Source organism: Streptacidiphilus jiangxiensis (genome assembly GCF_900109465.1).
In the GTDB taxonomy this organism is placed as follows: Bacteria; Actinomycetota; Actinomycetes; order Streptomycetales; family Streptomycetaceae; genus Streptacidiphilus; species Streptacidiphilus jiangxiensis.
Window position 1 is genome coordinate 77092 of the sequence record NZ_FOAZ01000018.1, and the last position, 20308, is coordinate 97399.

18 protein-coding genes are annotated in these 20308 nt (G+C 72.7%); 8 read left to right on the forward strand and 10 right to left on the reverse strand.

Features of this window, described 5'->3' with window-relative positions; all coding sequences use genetic code 11:
* Positions 1 to 2: 2 nt before the first annotated feature.
* The 4 genes from BMY61_RS29695 to lysA all read right to left on the reverse strand — a co-directional run bounded on the left by BMY61_RS29695 (position 3) and on the right by lysA (position 4638).
* Positions 3 to 800, reverse strand: coding sequence for a hypothetical protein (locus BMY61_RS29695; RefSeq protein ID WP_042446047.1), 798 nt, complete (start codon positions 798 to 800; stop codon positions 3 to 5).
* Positions 801 to 823: 23 nt separating this feature from the next.
* The gene (locus tag BMY61_RS29700) at positions 824 to 1585 is read right to left on the reverse strand and encodes an ABC transporter ATP-binding protein (RefSeq protein WP_075004113.1); all 762 of its coding nucleotides are present in this window, start codon (positions 1583 to 1585) and stop codon (positions 824 to 826) included.
* Positions 1586 to 1785: 200 nt separating this feature from the next.
* Complete coding sequence (locus tag BMY61_RS29705; protein WP_042446050.1) at positions 1786 to 3258, reverse strand: APC family permease; 1473 nt, start codon at positions 3256 to 3258, stop codon at positions 1786 to 1788.
* An 84-nt stretch (positions 3259 to 3342) separates the two neighbouring features.
* Positions 3343 to 4638, reverse strand: coding sequence for a diaminopimelate decarboxylase (lysA, locus tag BMY61_RS29710; RefSeq protein WP_042446053.1), 1296 nt, complete (start codon positions 4636 to 4638; stop codon positions 3343 to 3345).
* Between the two features lie 126 nt (positions 4639 to 4764).
* Here lysA and BMY61_RS29715 point away from each other — a divergent pair, with 126 nt between their 5' ends.
* Positions 4765 to 5988 (forward strand): PucR family transcriptional regulator, encoded by a 1224-nt coding sequence (locus tag BMY61_RS29715; protein ID WP_143094582.1) that lies wholly within the window; start codon positions 4765 to 4767, stop codon positions 5986 to 5988.
* Positions 5989 to 6049: 61 nt separating this feature from the next.
* Entirely contained in the window at positions 6050 to 7618 is a 1569-nt protein-coding gene (locus BMY61_RS29720; RefSeq protein ID WP_042446059.1) for a phytoene desaturase family protein, read from the forward strand.
* A 110-nt stretch (positions 7619 to 7728) separates the two neighbouring features.
* Here BMY61_RS29720 and BMY61_RS29725 read toward each other — a convergent pair whose 3' ends face one another.
* Positions 7729 to 8340, reverse strand: a complete 612-nt coding sequence (locus BMY61_RS29725) for a TetR/AcrR family transcriptional regulator (RefSeq protein WP_236655965.1) — start codon at positions 8338 to 8340, stop codon at positions 7729 to 7731.
* Positions 8341 to 8445: 105 nt separating this feature from the next.
* Here BMY61_RS29725 and BMY61_RS29730 point away from each other — a divergent pair, with 105 nt between their 5' ends.
* Positions 8446 to 9312 (forward strand): esterase/lipase family protein, encoded by an 867-nt coding sequence (locus BMY61_RS29730; protein WP_042446065.1) that lies wholly within the window; start codon positions 8446 to 8448, stop codon positions 9310 to 9312.
* 24 nt (positions 9313 to 9336) lie between these two features.
* Here the strand turns inward: BMY61_RS29730 and BMY61_RS29735 are convergent, their stop codons facing one another.
* The gene (locus BMY61_RS29735) at positions 9337 to 9972 is read right to left on the reverse strand and encodes a TetR/AcrR family transcriptional regulator (protein ID WP_042446374.1); all 636 of its coding nucleotides are present in this window, start codon (positions 9970 to 9972) and stop codon (positions 9337 to 9339) included.
* Between the two features lie 119 nt (positions 9973 to 10091).
* Complete coding sequence (locus BMY61_RS29740; RefSeq protein WP_236655966.1) at positions 10092 to 11381, reverse strand: FAD-dependent oxidoreductase; 1290 nt, start codon at positions 11379 to 11381, stop codon at positions 10092 to 10094.
* Here BMY61_RS29740 and BMY61_RS29745 point away from each other — a divergent pair.
* The 4 genes from BMY61_RS29745 (at position 11374) to BMY61_RS29760 (ending at position 16356) form a co-directional block, all read left to right on the forward strand.
* Positions 11374 to 11823: a MarR family transcriptional regulator gene (locus BMY61_RS29745; protein WP_236655967.1), complete on the forward strand. Its 450-nt coding sequence runs from the start codon at positions 11374 to 11376 to the stop codon at positions 11821 to 11823. The genes BMY61_RS29740 and BMY61_RS29745 overlap by 8 nt on opposite strands.
* Positions 11824 to 11937: 114 nt before the next feature.
* Positions 11938 to 13356, forward strand: coding sequence for an aldehyde dehydrogenase family protein (locus BMY61_RS29750; protein WP_042446068.1), 1419 nt, complete (start codon positions 11938 to 11940; stop codon positions 13354 to 13356).
* A gap of 218 nt (positions 13357 to 13574) precedes the next feature.
* Positions 13575 to 14666, forward strand: coding sequence for a Zn-dependent alcohol dehydrogenase (locus BMY61_RS29755; RefSeq protein ID WP_042446071.1), 1092 nt, complete (start codon positions 13575 to 13577; stop codon positions 14664 to 14666).
* A 76-nt stretch (positions 14667 to 14742) separates the two neighbouring features.
* Positions 14743 to 16356, forward strand: coding sequence for a peptide chain release factor 3 (locus tag BMY61_RS29760; RefSeq protein WP_042446073.1), 1614 nt, complete (start codon positions 14743 to 14745; stop codon positions 16354 to 16356).
* Between the two features lie 20 nt (positions 16357 to 16376).
* Here the strand turns inward: BMY61_RS29760 and BMY61_RS29765 are convergent, their stop codons facing one another.
* Positions 16377 to 17225, reverse strand: a complete 849-nt coding sequence (locus tag BMY61_RS29765; protein WP_042446075.1) for a helix-turn-helix domain-containing protein — start codon at positions 17223 to 17225, stop codon at positions 16377 to 16379.
* A gap of 145 nt (positions 17226 to 17370) precedes the next feature.
* On the opposite strand from BMY61_RS29765, the gene BMY61_RS29770 reads away from it, so the two are divergent.
* A complete protein-coding gene (locus tag BMY61_RS29770; protein WP_042446077.1) occupies positions 17371 to 17979 on the forward strand; it encodes an NADPH-dependent FMN reductase in 609 nt (202 codons plus the stop codon).
* Here the strand turns inward: BMY61_RS29770 and BMY61_RS29775 are convergent.
* Positions 17963 to 19318 carry an alpha/beta hydrolase family protein gene (locus BMY61_RS29775; RefSeq protein WP_052438593.1) on the reverse strand — a complete coding sequence of 452 codons (1356 nt, stop codon included), beginning with the start codon at positions 19316 to 19318 and terminating at the stop codon, positions 17963 to 17965. The two genes, BMY61_RS29770 and BMY61_RS29775, sit on opposite strands and share 17 nt — an antisense overlap.
* Before the next feature lie 126 nt (positions 19319 to 19444).
* Positions 19445 to 20302 (reverse strand): alpha/beta fold hydrolase, encoded by an 858-nt coding sequence (locus tag BMY61_RS29780; protein WP_042446384.1) that lies wholly within the window; start codon positions 20300 to 20302, stop codon positions 19445 to 19447.
* Positions 20303 to 20308 lie beyond the last annotated feature (6 nt).

Below are 20308 nucleotides of genomic sequence, written 5' to 3' on the forward strand. Positions count from 1 at the left end.
GATCACACGTTGCGCTTTGTCAGGGAGACGTGCGCGGCGGCGTAGGCGACGGCGGTCCAGGCGGCCAGGATCAGCAGCCCCTGGAGCGGGGAGTAGACCGAGGACGCGTCGTGCCCGCTGCCCAGCATCACGTCTCCCGCCGACGGCAGGGCCTGGGCGATGTGGCTGCCGGCGGAGCCGGGCAGGAACGCGAGGGCCGCGGGCAGCACGAACTGGATCGCCAGGACCGTCGCGACCGCCGCGGCCGTGTGCCGGACCAGCGCGCCGAGGCTGAGCGCGAGCACGCCCGTCAGCGCGAGGTAGAGCCCGAACCCGAGCACGGCCCGAAGCGTCGTCGGCGAGCCCAGGGCGAGCGTGGCGTGCGCGCTCACCAGCGCCGAGCCGAGCAGCAGCGACGGGACGGCGATCAGCACCCCCAGCGCGAACAGCACGGCCGCGAAAACCGCCGCCTTGGCGGCGAGCACCGGTGTGCGACGCGGCGACGCGAGGACCGTGGACCGGATCATCCCGGTCGAGAACTCCGAGGCGAACAGCAGCGCTCCCAGCACACACGCGGCGATCTGCGCCCACTCGGCGCCCGGCTGCAGCACCAACCCGAGGGTGTCGCCCCGGAACCGCGCGCGGGTGGCCGGGTCCATCGTGTTCCAGCTCCCGGACATCAGCGCGGGCACGAGCGCGTTGAACCCCACGCCGAGCACGGTGAGCACACCGAGGCACCACCAGGTGGAGCGCAGCGAGGTGAACTTGGTCCGCTCGCCGACCAGGAGGTCGGGGAAGCGGGGAGCGGTCGTCATCGACATGTCGGTCTGTCCTCTCTACGCGCTCAGACGGTGGTGAGGCGCAGGAAGGCCTCTTCCAGCAGGGCAGGGCGGGCGACCGCAGGAGTGGCGGCGTAGAGCTCCGGCTCGGTGTGCCGCTCGATGAACTCGGCGGTCGAGCAGTCGGCGAGGAGCCGGCCCCGGCCGATGACGAGCAGGTGGTCGGCGGTCAGCGCCATCTCGGTCATCAGGTGCGAGGAGATCAGCACGGCGTGCCCCTCGGCGGCGAGGCGCTTCGCGAGCGTGCGCACCCAGAGGATGCCCTCCGGGTCCAGCCCGTTCACGGGCTCGTCGAGCACGAGCACACGCGGGTCACCGAGCAGCGCGGCGGCGATGCCGAGCCGCTGACCCATCCCGAGCGAGAGCGCTCCGGCCCGGCGGTCGGCGGCCTCGGTCAGCCCCACCTGCGCGAGCACGTCGTCGACACGGTGGTCCGGCAGCGCGGAGGAGCGGGCGAGCGCGCGCAGGTGGTTCCTGGCGGACCGCCCGGGATGGAACGAACGCGCCTCCAGCAGCGCACCGACGCTCCTCGCGGGCGCGTCCAGCTCGGCGTAGGGCCGCCCGAGGACGAGGGCGTCCCCACGGTCGGGTCGCTCCAGGCCGAGCAGCAGGCGCAGCGTGGTGGACTTCCCGGCCCCGTTCGGTCCGAGAAAGCCGGTGACCCGGCCCGGCAGGACCCGGAACGAGACATCGTCCACGACGGTCCGCCCGCCGTAACGGCGAGTCAGACCACGCGCTTCGAGGGCGGGTGAATCGGTTTTCGACATGCCTCCACGGTGTCGCGGAGGGGGTGCCGGGAGACATGGCGCTGCCACGTGCTTTGTCGGGTGGGGTCAGCACGAACGCCGGCCATGGGGCGCGGGGAACTGCGCGAGAAACCGAAGGCGTGCGGACGGCCCTGTTCCGGGAGGACCATCCGCACGCCGGTGGCTTGTCGCGCAGTTCCCCGCGCCCCGGGAGGGTGCACCTACTCGACGAGCACGGCCTCCGGGCTCTCCGCCACCTGACGGCCAAGACGGGAGTGCTTGCGGCTGTACCCGAAGTACACCGCCAGGGCCAGCACCAGCCAGCCGGCGAAGAACACGAACGTCTCCCCCGGCAGGTTCCAGATCAGGTAGCCGCAGAAGACCACCGACAGCGCCGGCACCACCGGGTACCCCGGTACCCGGAAGCCCCGCTCGAGGCCCGGCTCGCGCCGGCGCAGCACGATCACGCCGAACGAGACGACCGCGAAGGCGACCAGCGTGCCCATGGAGGTGAGGTTGGCCAGCCAGTCCAGCGGCACGAACGCCGCCAGCGCCGCGATGAACCCGCCGACGATGAGGGTGTTGCCGACCGGCGTACCGCTGCGCGGGTTCACCTTGCGGAAGACCGGCGGCAGCATGCCGTCGCGCCCCATGGAGTAGAGGATGCGGGTCTGGCCGTAGATGACGACCAGGGTGACGCTGACGATGGAGATCACCGCGCCCGCGGACAGCACCGCACCGGGCCAGGTCTGGCCGGTGACGCGCTGGAGGATCGCGGACAGGCCCGCGTCCTGGCCGTTGAAGAGAGTCCACTTCTGCGCGCCGACGCCGACGAAGGCGACGACGCAGTAGAAGGCGGTGACGACCAGCAGGGCGCCGATGATGGCGCGCGGCAGCGTCTTCTGCGGGTTCTTGACCTCCTCGCCGGCCGTGGAGACCGCGTCGAGACCGATGAAGGAGAAGAAGACCGAGGAGGCCGCCGCGCTGATCCCCGCGAAGCCGAGCGGCGCGAAAGGGTGCAGGTTGCTGCTGTGGAAGCCCGTGACGCCGATGACCACGAAGAGGACCAGGACGCCCAGCTTGATCAACACCATGACCGTGTTGACGACCGCGGACTCCTTGCTGCCGCGCATCAGCAGCAGGCAGCACAGGGCCACCAGGACCACGCCCGGCAGGTTGACGTAGCCGCCCGCGCCCGGCGGGGCCGATATCGCCGCCGGCATGGTGAAGCCGAAGAGGCGCTGGGTCAGGTCGTTGAGGTACTGGCCCCAACTGACCGCGATGGCCGCGCCGGAGACGGCATACTCCAGCAGCAGGCAGGAGCCGACGATCCAGGCCGCGAGCTCGCCGAGCGTCGCGTAGGCGTAGGAGTAGGACGAGCCGGAGACCGGCACGGCCGAGGTGAGCTCGGCGTAGCAGAGGGCGGTCAGCGCCGCGGTGATCGCGCCGATGACGAAGGAGAGGATCACCGCGGGTCCGGCCTCGGGGACGGCCGTGCTGAGGGTGAAGAAGATGCCCGTGCCGATGGTGGCTCCGACGCCGATCATGGTGAGCTGGAAGGTGCCCACGGTGCGGCGCAGCCCGCCGCTCGCATGGCCCTCGCTCTCACCGGAGGCGGCAGCGTCGGCCATGAAGGCCGAGACCGGCTTGCGGCGCAGCAGCTGCTGGCGGAGTCTCACATCGTTCGGGGGCATGCGGGTGCCTTTCGGGGGTGAGGGCAGGCAGGGTGGCCTCCCGTCCCGGACGTGAGGTACGGGACGGGAAAGAGCAGGGGTGCGTTACGGCAGGTCGCGCCGCATCAGATCGGCGTAGGTCTCGCGGCGGACGACGGCGCGGTGCTCGCCGTCGCGGACGAGGACCACCGGTGGCCGGCGGGCGCCGTTGTAGTTGTTGCTGAGGGAGTACGTGTAGGCGCCGGTGACCGGCACGGCGATGAGGTCGCCGACGCGGGGGTCGTCCAGCGGGACGTCGGCGCTGAGGGTGTCGCCGGACTCGCAGTGGCGGCCGACCAGGCGGCACCGTTCGCCCTGGCCGGTCGGGCGGGTGGCGACGGCGGCCTCGAAGCGCTGCTGGTAGAGCGAGACCTCGAGGTTGTCGCCCATGCCGCCGTCGACGGCGACGAAGGTGTGACCGCCGCCGCGCTTGACGGAGACGACCCGGTAGAGCGAGACGCCGGACTCGGCGACCATCGAGCGGCCCGGCTCGATGAGGATCCGGGCGTCGGCGGGCAGCAGCCGCTTCGCCACGTCGATCATGGCGTCGAGGTACGCCTCCACCGTGGGCGGGTGATCGGTGTAGGTGTACCGGGAGCCGAGGCCGCCGCCCAGGTCGTAGACGGCGAACTCGCCGAGCTCGGCGACGGCCTCGACCGCCTGCGCGAAAGGCTCCAGGTCGAGGATCTGCGAGCCGACGTGGACGTGGACACCGTCCAGCCGGAGCCGGTCGCTGCCGCGCAGCCGCGCGATCGCCTCGCGGGCCTGCGGCAGCAGCAGGCCGAACTTGGAACCGTTCTGCCCGGTGGAGACGGCCTCATGGGTGTCGGGGCGGATGTCGGGGGTGACCCGGACCAGCACGCCCTGCTCGCCGCCGGTCGACTTCAGGATGGTCTCGAGCTTGTCGATGTCGTCGAAGTTGTCGACGACGATCGTTCCGGCGCCGGCCTCGACGGCGAGGCGCAGCTCCTCCTCGGTCTTGGCGTTGCCGTGGACGACCAGGCCGGCCGGGTCGGCGCCCGCGGCGAGGGCGAGGGTCAGCTCGCCGCCGCCGGCGACGTCGATACCGAGGCCCTCCTGCGCGAGCAGCCGGTAGACGGCGGTGCAGGGGAAGGCCTTGGAGGCGAAGGTGGCGCGGGAGTTCGGCCACCGGGCCGCGAGGCCGTCGGCGTACTGCCGGGCGCGGGCACGGATCTGGGCCTCGTCGACGATCAGGGCCGGAGTGCCGTAGGTCTCGGCGAGCTCCGCGACCGGGACGCCACCGAGCACCAGCGCGCCCGTCGCGTCCAGCGTGGTCCCGGAAGGGAACAGCCCCACGAGGCTCGCCTGATCCACCGCGTGGGCCACCTGCGTCGCCGCCATCCGCGCTCCCGTTTCATCCTGTTTCGCACCAGTGTGACCTGCTCTCCGTCCCTCCCTCCGAAGTGCTCCCTTATGTTCAGGCTCGCGTCATCTCCAGTCATTGGCGATTTCGCCTAAGATCGCGGGATGAAGATGGCGAATCTGCCGACCCATAGTGGGACAAGCGAGGAGTTGTACGCCCTCGCCGACGCCATCGGGGCGGTGACCGGGGGCGCGGTGGCGATCGAGGACCTGGACCACCGGGTGCTCGCCTACTCCACCCTGCCCGACCAGCGGATCGACGAGCACCGCCGCCAGGGCATCCTGGAGCGCCGGGTGCCGCACCAACCCGAGCAGCTGGCCCAGTACCGCGAGGTACTGGCCGCGCCGGGCCTGGTCCGGCTGCCGGTGCTGGCCGAGGCGGAGCTGCCGCGCGCCGCCGTCGCGATCCGGGCCGGGCAGCGGCCGCTCGGCACCATCTGGGCCATCGAGGGCGAGAAGCCGATCGACGACGACGGCGAACGGGCGATGCTCGACGGCGCCCGGCTCGCCGCCCTGCACATGCTGCGCCGCCGCAGCGCCGCCGAGTTGGACCTGCAGGCCCGCGAGGACGCGCTGCGCGCGGCACTGCGCGGCCGCCGCTCCGCACGCGAGGTCCGATTCGAGCTGGGCCTGCCCGGGCAGCGGCCGCTCGCCCTCCTCGGCTTCGCCCCCGTGGCGCCCGCCACCGAGGTGGACACCCCCGCCGACGACCTGCTGGTCCGCCTCGCCGCCGCCTCCGCGCGCCACTGGCCGGCCGTCCACGCGGAGGCCTCCGTCGCCACCGTCGGCCGCACCGTCTACGTGCTGCTGCCCTTGGACGACGCCGTCGCGGCCTTCGCGACCGCCCGCCGTCTGGGCGAGCAGGCGGCGGCCGTGCTGGACCGCAGCATGGAGACGCCGCTGCGCGCCGCCTGCTCCCGGATCGCCACCGGCCCGGAGGAGCTGCCGGACCTGCGCGCCGAGGTCGACGACGTGCTGCGCGTCACCACGGCCGATCCGGACGCCCCCGCGTTCGCGACGCTGCGCGAGACGCACGCGCGGGTCCTGCTCGCGCACGTCGGCGACGAGCTGGCCCGTCGGCCGCGCCTGCGCCACCCGGGCATCGAGGCGATGCTGGAGCACGACCGCGCCAAGGGCACCGCCTTCGGCGCCTCGGTGACGGCCTGGCTGGACGCGGTCGGCAACATCGGCGAGGCCGCGGCGCAGCTGACCATCCACCCCAACACGCTGAAGTACCGGCTGCGGCGGGCCGGCGAGCTCTTCGACATCGACCTCGACCACCCCGACGACCGGCTCTCCTGCTGGCTCCAGCTGCGTATGCCGCGTTGACACGACGACGCGCTGAACGCACTCTTCCGCAACGCCCGGGGCCCCTGGTAGGACGGTTCGCATGAACCTCGCCTCTGACGCCTATGACGCCGTCGTCGTGGGTGGCGGCCACAACGGGCTGGTCGCCGCCGCCTACCTGGCCCGCGCCGGATGGCGCGTCGCGGTGCTGGAACGGCAGGACCACGCGGGCGGCGCGGCGGTCTCCGCCCGGGTCTTCCCCGGTGTGGACGCGCGGCTGTCGCGCTACTCGTACCTGGTCAGCCTGCTGCCCCGGAAGATCGTCGCCGACCTCGGCCTGCGGCTGGAGCTGCGGCGACGCCGCTACTCCTCCTACACCCCCTACGGCGACGGCCACGGCCTGCTGGTCGACAACGGCGACAGCGGTGCGACGGCCGCCGGCTTCCGCGCGCTGACCGGCGGTGACGTCGAGTTCGCCGCGTGGCAGGAGTTCTACGACCGCACCCGGCGGGTCGCCGAGGCGGTCTTCCCGACGCTGACCGAGCCGCTGCCGGACCGTGCCGCGCTGCGCAAGCTCGTCACCGACGCGGCGGGCGAGGAGACCTGGCAGGCGCTGTTCGAGCGCCCGATCGGCGAGGCCGTCGAGGCGGCGTTCGCCGACGACGTGGTCCGCGGCGTCGTCCTGACCGACGCGCTGATCGGCACCTTCGCCCGCGCGCACGACGCCTCGCTGCGGCAGAACGCGTGCTTCCTCTACCACGTGATCGGCAACGGCACCGGCGACTGGGACGTCCCGGTCGGCGGCATGGGCGCCGTCTCCGGCGCGCTGGAGCGGGCGGCGCGCGCTGCCGGCGCGGAGATCCTCACCGGCTGCGAGGTGACCTCCGTCCAGGCCGACGGGAGTGCCGCGGAGGTGGCGTTCACCGAGACGGCGACGGGGGCCGGGCGCACCGTCGGCGCACGCTGGGTGCTGTGCAACGCGTCCCCGCGCGAGCTGGCCCGGCTGGTCGGGGACACGGACGAGGTGGAGCCGGTGGAGGGCGCGCAACTGAAGGTCAACATGCTGCTGACCCGTCTGCCGCGCCTGCGCGACCGCTCCGTCGATCCGCGCGCCGCGTTCGCCGGCACCTTCCACATCGCCGAGGGCTACCGGCAGTTGGAGCAGGCCTACGACCAGGCGGCGGCGGGGGCGCTGCCGAGCCCGGCCCCGTCGGAGATCTACTGCCACTCGCTGACCGACCCGAGCATCCTCTCCCCCGAACTGCGCGAGCGCGGCCACCAGACGCTCACCCTCTTCGGCCTGCACCAGCCCGCACGACTCTTCCCCGCCCACGACCGCGACGCCGCGCTGGCGGCGGTGCTGGCGCCGCTGCAGGCCGTGCTGGACGAGCCGCTCACCGACTGCCTCGCCCGCGACGCCGACGGCGAGCTCTGCATCGAGGCGCGCACGCCCCTCGACCTCGACGCCGATCTCGGCCTGCCGGGCGGCAACATCTTCCACCGCCCGCTCGTCCTCCCCTTCGCGGAGGCGGCCGACCCCACGGCCGGCCGCTGGGGCGTCGGCACTCCCTACGCCACCAACCTCCTCCTGTGCGGCGCGGGCGCCCCGCGCGGCGGCGGCGTCAGCGGCATCCCGGGCCACAACGCCGCGATGGCGGTGCTGGGGCGGTAGGCCCTTGAGGGGCGCGGGGAACTGCGCGAGGAACCCTGCCGAGGCGGATGGCCCTGTCCGCTCGGGATCTTGCTGCCCTGGGTGGCTTGTCGCGCAGTTCCTCGCGCCCCTCAGGGAAGTGCAACTCCCCCTCTGACGACACGGTAAAAGCCCGCAAGTGCTTCCCGCAGGGAACCCGTGTCCGACGGGGACGACTCCACCAGCCAGTCCGCGATCAGGTCGAACATCCCGCCGATCAGCCCCGTCGCGGCGACCCGCAGGTCCACGCCCGGTGCGGCGGCCACGCCGGCGCCTTCCCACACCCGTAGCACGAACGCCGCCGCCCAGCGGCGGTTCTCGCGGCGGGCGTGTTCCAACGCCGGGGAGACGGCCATGCCGTGGCCGAAGGCGACCTGCGCGACCCTGGGGTCGCCCACCAGCGCCTCGGCGAACGCGTCGACGAGGTCCGCCTCGTCCGCGCCCTCCGCCAATCGGGCGTTCATCCGCGCCTCGGTGCGCTCGGTGATCTCGGCCAACAGGGCGAGGTAGCACGTCTCGCGACTGTCGAAGGTCTCGTAGAAGCCCTTCGTTCCCACGAAGGCGTGCTGGCACAACTGCTCGATGGGCGTGGCCGCATAGCCCTGCGTCGCAAACAACTCCAATGCCGACTCCAACAGTTGCCGCCGCCGCTGCGCCTTCCGCTGCTCCGCGTCCATCCCTCGTATGCGCCGACCCTCAGTCATGCGACCGATCATGACGCATCATCAGTTCATCCGACAAGAAGTCTTGTTGGAAACAAGAAGCCGTGCTGTCATGTCAGCAGCCACCCACCCCTCCTGGAGGCACCCATGCGCCGATCCCTGGGCACGGCCCTGCTCGCCGCCGCCACCGGCCTGCTGCTGCTCGTCACCGGAGCGGGCACGGCCCGCGCGGCCGGACCGAGTTCCGGCTTCGACGACTGGTCCTGCCACCCGTCGGCCGCGCACCCCGAGCCGGTCGTGCTGCTGCACGGCCTCGGCGGCAACGGGCCGGGCAACTTCGCCACCCTCGGGCCGGAGCTGGCCCTCGCGGGTTACTGCGTCTACGCGCCCACCTACGGCGAGGCGGTCCCCGGCGTGCCCGTCGGCGGACTGGTGCCCATCGAGCGGTCCTCGCGCGAGATCGCCGCCGACATCGACCAGGTGCTCGCCGCGACCGGCGCCGCCAAGGTGGATCTGGTGGGCCACTCCGAGGGCGGATTCCAGTCGCTCTACGTACCGAAGTTCCTCCCCGGGTACGCCGCGAAGATCGCCAAGGTGGTCGCGATCGCGCCGCCGACCCACGGCACCACCTTCGCGAACCTGATCACCGTCGCCGACGACCTCGGCATCCGCGCGCAGGTCGACGACGTGCTGCGGACGGCGGGGTGCGCCGCCTGCACCGAGCTCACCGCCGGCGGCACGCTCGTCGGCCCGCTGAACACCGGGCCGATCGCGCAGCAGGGCATCGACTACACCGTCATCGCCTCGCGCACGGACGAGCTGGTGACGCCCTACGGCACCGAGTTCGTCGACGAGCCCGGCGTGCACAACGTGACCGTCCAGGACACCTGCTGGCTGGACCTGGTCGGCCACATCGGCCTCGCCTACGACTCCGGCGTGGCGACCATGGTCGGCAACGCGCTCGACCCGGCCCACCCACTGCCGGTGCTGTGCGCACTCGGGCCGATCATCTGAGCCCGCGGGTGGCCGTACGCGCGCTCAGCCGCCGTAGCGGGCGCCACGCAGTCGCGGCTCCAGGCCGATCCAGATGACCGACATGAGCCGGCGGGCCGACTCCTCCGCCGGCTCGGGGTTGGTGTCCAGGACCCAGCCGGCGAGGGCGTCCGCCGCGCCGGTGATGATCGCCGCCATCGCCGCGGCCTCGCCCCGGTCGGCGCGGGCGTCCGCGTTGCGCGGACCGGGCAGGTCGTCGCCGGCCTCGCGCACCGCGCGCCGCAGCAGCGCGGTGACCGCGCCGGAGACCTCGGCACGCGCCGCGGCCACCTCCGCCACCACGGGCTCACCCTGGGCGCGCGCCTGCTGGTAGAGGACGATCCAGCTGTCGCGGTGCTCGGCGACGAACGCGAAGAACGCCGTCAGTCCGCGGTAGAGCTGCTCGCCCGGGTCCAGCGAGGGGTCCGCCGCCTCGGCGAAGCGGGCGATCAGCCGGTCGGCCTCGCGGCGGATGCAGGCCGCGAACAGCTCTTCCTTCGACCCGAGGTAGAGGTAGAGCATCGGCTTGGAGACGTCGCACTCCTCGGCGATCTCGTCCATCGACGCGGCGTGGTAGCCGGACCGGGAGAAGACTTTCACGGCAGCGTCCAGCATCTGCTGTTCGCGCTGTGCTCGTGGCACGCGCTTCGCCTTCACAGGGGCCTCGTCCCGAGCTTCCGATCGCACGCCGTCGAGTCTAAGTGCTGGCGGCCTCGTTCCACGCCAGTCCGTCCACTCCGTGGTCCCCGTCCGACGAGGACTTATGCCTCACGGTAGGCGTAGAGGTCCGCGAGGAACTTCCGGCGCAGCGCCGGGACCTTGCTGGTGACACTGAAGAAGCTGCGGGCGGCGAAGAGCGCGAGCCGCCCCGTCCCGCGCCGGTAGAGCGGGTCGTCACCACGCGTGCCGTTGTTGTTCAGCGAGTCCGCGACACGGGCGAAGCCGTAGGGGATCATCTCCGCCTCGTACGCCGCGACGGCGGCGAGCAGCGGCTTCTCGCCGCGCGCGGCGGCCGTCAGCTCCCGGCAGAGCAGGGCCGCGTCGCGCAGCGCGGTGTTCGCGCCGACGCCCTGTCCGGGCGTCATGGTGTGGACGGCGTCTCCGAGCAGCGTGACGTTGCTGCTCTCCCACGCCTCGACCGGGACCGAGGTGGAGATCCGCAGCGGGAAGGCCGCCTCCGGGTCGGAGAGCTCGAAGAGGCGGCGCAGGTCGGGGTGCCAGTTCTCGGTGGCCGCGAGCGCGGTGGCGACGAGCTCGGCGCCGCGCCGATCGAGGGCGTCCGCGGGGAAGTGGGCGTGGGAGCTCCACACGGAGAGGTTGATGTAGTCGCGGGTGTTGTCGTACCGGAGACCCGACCAGGCCCCCAGTCGCGCGGCGTCGGCCGGGTCCTTCGGCTTGCCCTCCGCGTCCCAGGGGAACTCCATGACGTGAAGCATGCCGATCATGCCCCTGGTGCCGAAGATCAGGGAGATGCCGTTCCGCACCTCCTCCGGCAGCAGCGCCCGGGTCTCGGGCGTGAGTGGCGTCCTGGTGGCGATGGCGGTGATGCCGGCGTCCTTGACCTCCGCGTGCGGCAGGTACTGGCGCCGGACCGCGGAGCGGGTGCCGTCCGCGGCGACCAGCAGGTCACCGGTGGCCCGCGTGCCGTCGGCGAAGAAGGCCGTGACGGTACCGTCGGGGCGCTGCTCGTAGTGGGTGAACTCCTTGCCGTAGTGGACGACGTCGTCCATCCCGGTGAAGAGCACCTGCCGCAGGGTGGAGCGGGAGACGGAGCGCTCGGCGTCCACCGCGTCGGCGTCGTCGCGCAGTTCGAAGCTCGCGGTGCTGCGCTTCTTCTCGGTCAGCACGTTGAAGTGGCGCGGCGTGCGGGCGCAGGTGGCGACGAAGGTGTCGAAGAGCCCGGGTGGCAGGCACTCCCTCAGGGCCCGGTTGCCGGTCGGGTCGATCCCGACCCGGTAGCCGTACAGGCCGTCCTTGCGGGAGCCGTACCGCTCGAAGACGGCGACCTCGACACCGGCCCGCTTGAGGCCGGATGCGGACCTCGTGACCACCGTCAGCGCGGAGATGCAGGCGCTGCAGGCCGCCGTCGACGACTTCGACGCGGCGGCCGCCACCCTGCTCGGGATCAACCGGACCGACATGCGCTGCCTGGAGATCCTCTTCCAGCGGGAGTCGGCCACCCCGAGCACACTCGGCCCGGCCCTCGGCCTGACCACCGGCAGCGTCACCGCGATGCTCGATCGCCTGCAGAAGCTGGGCTACCTCACCCGCTCCCCCGACCCGGCGGACCGCCGCAAGGTCACCGTGCGGATCACCGACGCCGCCCGGCAGAAGGCCTGGGAGCTGTACGGACCGTTCGCCGAGGAGGGCCGGGAGCAGCTGGCCGCCTACGACGAGAACCAGCTCCGCCTCCTCGCCGGCTTCCTGCGCGGCTCGCGGGAGCTGTACGAACGGCACCTGGCACGTGTACGGGCACAGCACTCCGGAGGCTGACGCGCCACGTGACCTGTGGCACTCGGCGGGGGCTTGCGTCGGGGCCCGCCGACGCCTTGACTAGCACTGCTAAGTTTTCGTCGCTTTCGTCGCAGCGCGCCCGGAGGGACCAAGGTGGAGACCTACACCGACCAGTACATCGGCGGCAGCTGGCGGCCCTCGCTCGGCGAGGGGACGATCACCGTCCTCAACCCCGCCACCGAGGAGGACCTCGCCGCCGTCGCCGCGGGTGACGCCGCCGACGTGGACGCCGCCGTCGCCGCGGCCCGCGCCGCGCAGCGCGCCTGGGGCGCGACCAGCAAGGAGGTCCGGCTCGGCTTCCTGGCGGCGATCCGCGACGGCCTGGCCGCGCGCCAGGAGGAGATCGCCGCGACGGTCACCGCCGAGCTGGGCGCGCCGATCGGCTTCTCCGCGGCCGTGCACGCGGGCCTGCCGCTCGCGGTGGCCGCCGGCTACGTGGACCTGCTGGCGGGCTTCGAGTTCACCGAGCGCGTCGGCAACTCCACCGTCTACCGCGAGCCGGCGGGCGTGGTCGGCGCGATCACGCCGTGGAACTACCCCCTGCACCAGATCGTCGCCAAGGTCGTCCCGGCGCTCGCCGCGGGCTGCACCGTCGTGCTGAAGCCCGCCGAGGACACACCGCTGGTCGCCCGCCTCTTCGCGCAGATCGTGCACGAGGCCGGCCTGCCCGCCGGCGTCTTCAACCTCGTCACCGGCCTCGGCGCGGTCGCGGGCGCGGCGCTGGCCGCCCACCCGGACGTGGAGCTGGTCTCCTTCACCGGCTCCACGGCCGTCGGCCGTGCGATCGCCGAGCAGGCCGGCCGCGGCATCAAGCGCGTCGCACTCGAGCTGGGCGGCAAGTCCGCCAACGTCGTCCTCCCGGGCGCGGACCTCGCCCGCGCGGTCAACGTCAACGTCGGCAACGTCTTCGCCAACTCCGGCCAGACGTGCAGCGCGTGGACGCGCCTGCTGGTCCACCAGGACCAGTACGAGGAGGCCGTCACGATCGCGGCCAAGGCGGCGGCCAAGTACGTCCCCGGCGACCCGACCGCTCCCGAGACCCGTCTCGGCCCCGTCGTCAACGCCAAGCAGCGGGACCGCGTGCGCGGGTACATCCAGGCCGGCATCGACGCCGGCGCGCGCGTGGTGGCGGGCGGCGTCGACGCGCCGGAGGGCGCGGAGCGGGGCTTCTTCGTCCGCCCGACCATCCTCGCGGACGTGACGCCCGAGATGACGGTGGCCCAGGAGGAGATCTTCGGCCCCGTCCTGTGCGTGCTCGCCTACCGCGACGAGGACCACGCGGTGGAGCTGGCCAACGGCACGGAGTACGGCCTGGCCGGCGGCGTCTGGGCCGCGGACGAGGAGACGGCGGTGGCGTTCGCGCGCCGCATGGACACCGGGCAGGTGGACATCAACGGCGGCCGCTTCAATCCGCTGGCGCCCTTCGGTGGCTACAAGGGTTCCGGCATCGGCCGCGAGCTCGGCCGCCACGGCCTGGAGGAGTTCCTCCGGACGAAGTCGCTGCAGTTCTAGCCGCCGGGCAGGCGGGCACCATCAGGGGCGCGGGGCTCTGCCGGCCTGCGGCTCCTCCCCCAGCCTTCGGCCGGGAGGTGCCCCCAGCGCGGGCGCGACAAGCCACCCGCCCACGTAGAACACCGAACGCGCAGGGCCATCCGCACGCCGGTGGTTGCTCGCGCAGTTCCTCGCGCCCCTCGGTGTTGCAACTTCCCCCATCCCGAAAGGTCTCCCTCGTGACGACGACGGTCCGCGCCGCGCTGCTCCCCTCCGTAGGCGCTCAGCTGGAACTCACCGAGATCACCCTCCCGGACCCGGGTCCCGGACAGGTCCGGGTGAAGCTCGCCGCCGCGGGCGTGTGTCACTCCGACCTGTCCCTCGCCACCGGGGTGCTCCGTGCCGCGACGCCGGTCGTCCTCGGGCACGAGGGCGCGGGGACGGTCGTCGCCGTGGGCGAGGGCGTGACCAAGGTCGCCGTCGGCGACCCGGTCGTGCTGAACTGGGCGCCGGCCTGCGGGCACTGCCATCTGTGCGGGCTCGGCGAGCCCTGGCTGTGCGAGAACTCCTACGCCGCCTCCGTCGAGACCTACGCGAGCCGCACGAGCGACGGCACCGGCGTGTACCCGGGCCTGGGTGTCGCCGCCTTCGCCGAGGAGACGGTCGTCTCCGAGAACGCGGTGATCCCCGTGCCGCAGGGCGTCCCGCTGGACGCCGCCGCTCTGCTCGGCTGCGCGGTGCTGACGGGGTACGGCGCCGTCCACAACGCCGCACGGGTGCGCGAGGGCGAGTCGGCCGTCGTCCTCGGTCTCGGTGGCGTCGGCCTCGCCGTCCTGCAGGGGCTGCGCATCGCGGGCGCGGGGCCGATCGTCGCGGTGGACGTGACGCCCGAGAAGGAGGAGCTGGCCCGCCGCCACGGCGCGACGGAGTTCGTCGTGGCCGACGAGAACACGGCGAAGGCCGTCCGCAAACTGACCGGCGGGCACGGGACCGACCACGCGTTCGAGTGCGTCGGACGTTCGACCACCATCCGCGCGGCCTGGAACTCCACCCGCCGTGGCGGCCGCACCACCGTCGTCGGCATCGGCTCCAAGGACGACCAGGTCGCCTTCAACGCGCTGGAGATCTTCCACTTCGCCCGCACCCTGACCGCCTGCGTCTACGGCGACGGCGTCCCGGACCGCGACATCCCGCTCCTCGCCGAGCACGTCCGCGCCGGCCGCCTGGACCTCGACTCCCTCATCACGGACCGGATCACCCTGGACGAGATCCCGGCCGCCTTCGACCGGATGCGCGAGGGCAAGGGCGGCCGGTCGTTGATCACCTTCTAGGTCATCCGCTCGCGCCCGGTAGAGTGGTGCGGTTGCCCGCAACAGACCAGACCGCGCGAAGGACCTGAGGAACGACGTGAGCACCGACTCCCCCGCCACCGCTGCCCAGGTCCTGCAGGAGGCCTCGCGGCGCCGCACCTTCGCGGTGATCTCGCACCCCGACGCCGGTAAGTCGACGCTGACCGAGGCGCTCGCGCTGCACGCGCAGGCGATCACCTCGGCCGGCGCCGTGCACGGCAAGGGCGGGCGCAAGGGCGTCACCTCGGACTGGATGGAGCTGGAGAAGGACCGAGGCATCTCGGTCACCTCCGCCGCGCTGCAGTTCGGGCACCGCGACCACGTGATGAACCTGGTCGACACCCCCGGTCACGCCGACTTCTCCGAGGACACCTACCGTGTCCTGTCCGCGGTCGACTGCGCGATCATGCTGGTGGACGCGGCCAAGGGTCTGGAGGAGCAGACCCGCAAGCTGTTCTCCGTCTGCCGCCACCGCGGTGTGCCGGTGATCACGTTCATCAACAAGTGGGACCGTCGCGGTCGCGAGGCCCTGGAGCTGCTGGACGACATCCAGAACATCCTGGAGATCACGCCCGTCCCGCAGGTGTGGCCGGTCGGCAACGCCGGCAACTTCCGCGGCCTGGTCGAGGCGGCGGACACCGAGCAGTTCCTGAAGTACACCCGCGTCCCCGGCGGCACCCACGAGGCCGAGGAGGAGGCGATGGACGCCGCCGCCGCCGAGGCCGTCGAGGGCGAGCTGTGGCCGACGGCGCTGGAGGAGCTGGAGCTCGCGCTCGACTCCGGGCCGGGCTGGGACCCGCAGGCCTTCCGCGAGGGCAAGATCACCCCGGTGTTCTTCGGCTCCGCGCTCACCAACATCGGTGTCCGCCTGCTCCTCGACGCCGTCGTCGACCTCGCCCCCTCCCCCGACGCGCGTGAGATGGCCAACGGCGACCACCGCCCGGTGGAGGAGGAGTTCGCCGGCATCGTCTTCAAGATCCAGGCGAACATGGACCCGGCCCACCGCGACCGCATCGCCTTCATCCGTGTCTGCTCCGGCGTCTTCGAGCGCGGCATGAACGTCACCCGCGCCGCCTCCGGCCGCTCGCTGACGACCAAGTACGCCCACACCGTCTTCGGCGCCGAGCGCACCGTCGCGGACATCTGCTACCCGGGCGACGTGGTCGGCCTGATCAACGCGACCGCGCTGCGCGTCGGCGACACCCTCTACGTCGGCAAGAAGGCCGAGTTCCCGCCGCTGCCCGCGTTCGCGCCCGAGCACTTCGCCGTCGCGCGGCCCAAGGACATCAGCCGCAGCAAGCAGTTCCGCAAGGGCATCTCGCAGCTGGACGAGGAAGGCGTCGTCCAGGTGCTCACCTCGGACCGCCGAGGCGACCAGGCCCCCGTCCTGGCGGCCGTCGGCCCGATGCAGTTCGACGTCGTGCTGCACCGCATGGAGCACGAGTTCTCCTCGCCGATCGTGCTGGAGCGCCTGCCCTACTCGCTCGCCCGCGTCACCGACGCGGCCGGCGCGGACGTGCTGAACAAGGCCCGCCTGGTCACCGGCGAGCCGCTGACCCGCCGCAGCGACAACGCGCTCCTGGCGCTGTTCGGCGACAAGTGGCAGCTCAACAGCTTCGTCCGGGGCAACCCGGACGTGAAGCTGGAGACCCTGATCGCCACCGCGGACTGACGCTCCGCCGGACCGCCCGGTCAGACCGCCCGCAGCGCGCCCGGGCGGCGGCCGGTGAGGTGGTCCAGGGCGGCCGACGTGGCCTCGTCCGCCGGGAGGTGGACGAGGAGGCGCTGGTCGTCGGCGGCCGGGAGATCCAAGGTCTCGTAGGCGAGGCGGAGTTCGCCCGCCTCCGGGTGAACGATCCGGATGATGCCGTGAGGGCGTGGCAGGCCGGGGACGGTCTCCGCACGGGTGGCGAAGGCAGTGCCGCCGGCGACGGTCAACTCGTCCATCAGCGCCGCGACATGGGGGTCCGCCCGGCCCGGACCCTGCTTGAGGGCGGCCACCTGCTCGTCGGCCACGCGCTCCCAGTCGGGGAAGGCCGCACGGGCCCGCGCGTCGGTGAAGACGTAGCGGGCGAGAGCGGGCACCTCGGCCTCGAACAGGCCCAGCGGCTCGGTCAGACGACGGTAGCCGTCCGTGCAGGCGAGGACCTCGGTCAGACGGTTGGTCACCAGCGCGGGCATCGGCTCGAAGCGGTCGAGCAGGGCGCGGACCGTCGGCCGGACGTCGCGTTGCGGGGCGAAGGCCGCCCGGCAGGTGAAGCCGGGCTCCGCACCCTTGGCCAGTCGCTGGAGGTGCACGCGCTCGGTCGGTGACAGGTGCAGCGCGTCGGCGAGTGCGGCGAGCACCGGTGCCGAGGGGTGTCGATCGCGTCCCTGCTCCAGCCGCGTGAGGTACTCGACGCTCACCCCGGCGAGGGTGGCGAGCTCGGCCCGGCGCAGTCCGGGGGTCCTCCGGCGCGGACCGGTCGGCAGGCCCGCCTCGGCGGGCGTCACCGCCTCGCGGCGCAGGCGGAGGAAGAGGCCCAGCTCGTTGTCGCTCACCGTCCGAACCTAACACCGGGGCGAACCCCAAGGGTGTCCCTGTCACTACCACCCTTGGGCCGGTCTCCCTGTCGACCGCGGCGCTCAGCAGAGTTGGTCTCGCATCCCCACCGGGACGCGACGCCGACTCAGAGGAGCACCAGCCATGTCCGACCAGCGCCTGAAGCTCGCCGTTGTCACCGGGAGCGTCCGGGAGGGCCGCTTCGGCCCCGTCGTCGCCCACTGGTTCGCCCGACAGGCGGAACAGCACGGCGGGTTCGACGTCGACCCGGTCGACCTCGCGGAGTTCGACATCCCACTGGAACTGCCCGCCACTCCGCCCGCGATGGATCCGGACCCGCAGCGCCCCGCCGGACTGGCCGGCCTGGCCCGCCGTCTGCGCGAGGCCGACGCCGTCGTGATCGTGACACCGGACTACAACCGCAGCTTCCCGGCCTCGTTGAAGGCCGCCATCGACTGGCACCACACCGAGTGGGCCACCAAGGCGATCGGGTTCGTCGGCTACAGCGGGGCCAGCGGCGGGCTGCTGGCCATCGAGCAACTGCGGCAGGTCTTCACCGAGTTGCAGGCCCACACGGTCCGCGACTACGTCTCCTTCCCGCGCTACTACCTGCTCTTCGGCCCGGACGGCACCCTGCTCGACCCGCAGGGACCCGAGGCTGCAGCCAAGTCGATGCTGGATCAGCTCGATTGGTGGGGGTCCGTCCTCCACGACGCCCGAGGGGCGCGTCCCCTCGTCAGCGAACGAAAGTGATCTCCGGGTAACTGGCGGACGGGCCGTTCATCAGGGTGCCGCTGTTCGGACGGTGCAGCACCTTGTCGAAGTAGGCGGCCAGGTAGGTGCGCATGATGAGAACGGCCCGGTCCGGGTCGAGCGTGCCGATGTCCTGCTGCACCTGCTCGGGCGAGAGACCCATCTCGCCGCCGGCCTGCGAGAACAGCACCTCGAAGTCGGCGAACGACAGGTGCTGGGTGCCGGCCAGCTTCAGCTCGTAGCGGCCGCCCTTGAGGTGCGGCCAGATGCGGGCCCAGCTGCCGTCCTCCCGGCGGTCGTGGTACGAGGCGCCGAAGAGGAGGAACGGACGGTTGAGGTCCTCGGTCACCGCCGCGCCGTAGAGCTGGCCGTCGAGGTCCGCCCCGGCGGCGATCCGCGGGTCCAACTGCATGGAGGTGGCCACCGCCGCCCCGCCGAGCGACCAGCCGAACATGCCGATCCGCGTCATGTCCACGTTGCGGGCGAGACCGGCCGGCAGCGCGGCGTGGTCGACGTCCGGGTCGGTGCCGTTGGCGATCCGGCCGAGCTGGTCGACGACGAACTTGGCGTCGGCGGAGCGGACGGTGAGGGTGTACTTGGAGCTGGCGGCGGTGGCCGTCTCCAGGCGAGGGCCGGGGAACTGGACCTCGTCGGCGTCGTGGGTGTGGTCGATCAGGACCACCAGGTAGCCGCGGCTGGCCAAATCCTCGGCGAGGGCCGTGCCCTGCGAGCGGTCGGAGTGGAAGCCGGTCGAGTACAGCAGCACCGGCAGCTTGCCGGCCCTCGGGTCCACCGGCGCGCCCAGGTGGCCTGCGGTGGTCGGGACGTTCATCGTGCCCGGCCACACGTTCCAGCTCTGCAGGAAGTGGTCGGCGGCCTCGGACTGCAGCCACGGCGCGAGCTGCGTACCGGACGTCCTGGTGGCCGGGTACCAGAGCTGGACCATCAGCTCGCGGCGCGGGTAGGTCGGTACCCAGGGGTCGTAGCGCTTGGGGTCGACCAGGTGCAGGTTGACCGTGCCGACCTGGTAGCGGCCGGTCGGCGCGGGGATGACGGGCGTCACTCCCCCGTCCCCGTGCCGGACACCACCCGCGACGTGCGGCGCCAACTCGCCCGGCGTCCCGCCCTGTCGGCGGTTCGCCGCGGCCTGGGCGTGCGCCGCGGCCGTGTCGTCGACCGGGCCGTCGTCCGCGGCCGCGGCACCGGGCCCCTGACCGCCGCTGTGCGGAGTGACCGCGCCGACGGGCGCGACCGTGGCCGCGAGGGCGACGGCCATGATCCCGAGGGTGCCGACCGCCCGGCCGAGCAGTCGGTTGCGGTGTATGCGGGACGTTGTCATGGCGGTACCCCCTGGCGTGCCGGCCGCGCCGTCGGGCTGCGACCTGAGTGCGAGTGCGCCAAAGGTACCGGTTGTCCCGGACGCGTCGAGAGCCGGATGCCGAGTTTGACTGTCCGTCACCACCCGTCACACGGTGCGCGTGAGGAACTCCGCGACGGTACGGGCGAAGAACTCCGGGCCGTCCACCCAGGGGTAGTGCGCGGCGCCCGGCTGCACGACGTGCTCCCCGCGCGGGAAGAGCGCGGCGACCTCGGCGGCCGAGGCCGGCCGGGGCGAGCCGTCGAGGTCGCCGGAGAGCACCAGCACCGGCGCGTCCAACGCGCCCAGCACGGCCCGGTTCCGCTCCGCCTCGTCGAAGGCGCCGGGGGCGAGGAACGCGTCCGCCGCCTCCATGTCGAACCACTCCGTGCAGGCGGTGGCGTGCGCCTGCGCGGCGGCGTCCCAGCGGCCGTAGGCGATCCGGTCGAGCAGGTCGAAGTCCTCGTCCTCGCCGTCCCCGGCCCAGACCCGCTCGAAGGCCGGGACGACTTCGTCGTACCAGGGCTCGTCACTGCGCAGCACCAGCGCCTCGCGACGCAGCTCGACGGGGTAGTCGACGCCGACGCTCCGCGCCCGTCCGCAGACCAGCACCAGCGAGCGGACCCGCTGCGGGTAGCGGCCGGCGTAGGCGAGGACGAGGTCGCCGGAGGCGGAGTGTCCCAGCAGATCCAGCTGCTCCAGCCCGAGTTCCAGCCGCAGCGCCTCGACGTCCTCGACCTGCCGGTCGACGCGCGACCCGGCGAGGTCGGCGGGCACGGCGGACTCGCCCGTACCGCGCAGGTCCAGCAGCACCAGCTCCCGCTGCGCGGACAGCCCGCCGAGGTCCCCGAAGTACGCCGACGGCATCATCGGCCCGCCGGGCACGCACACGAGCGGGCGGTCTCCCGCAGGGCCCTGACGGTGGTAGGCGAGGCGGGTGCCGTCGAACGCGTCGAAAGTCTGCATGGTCGC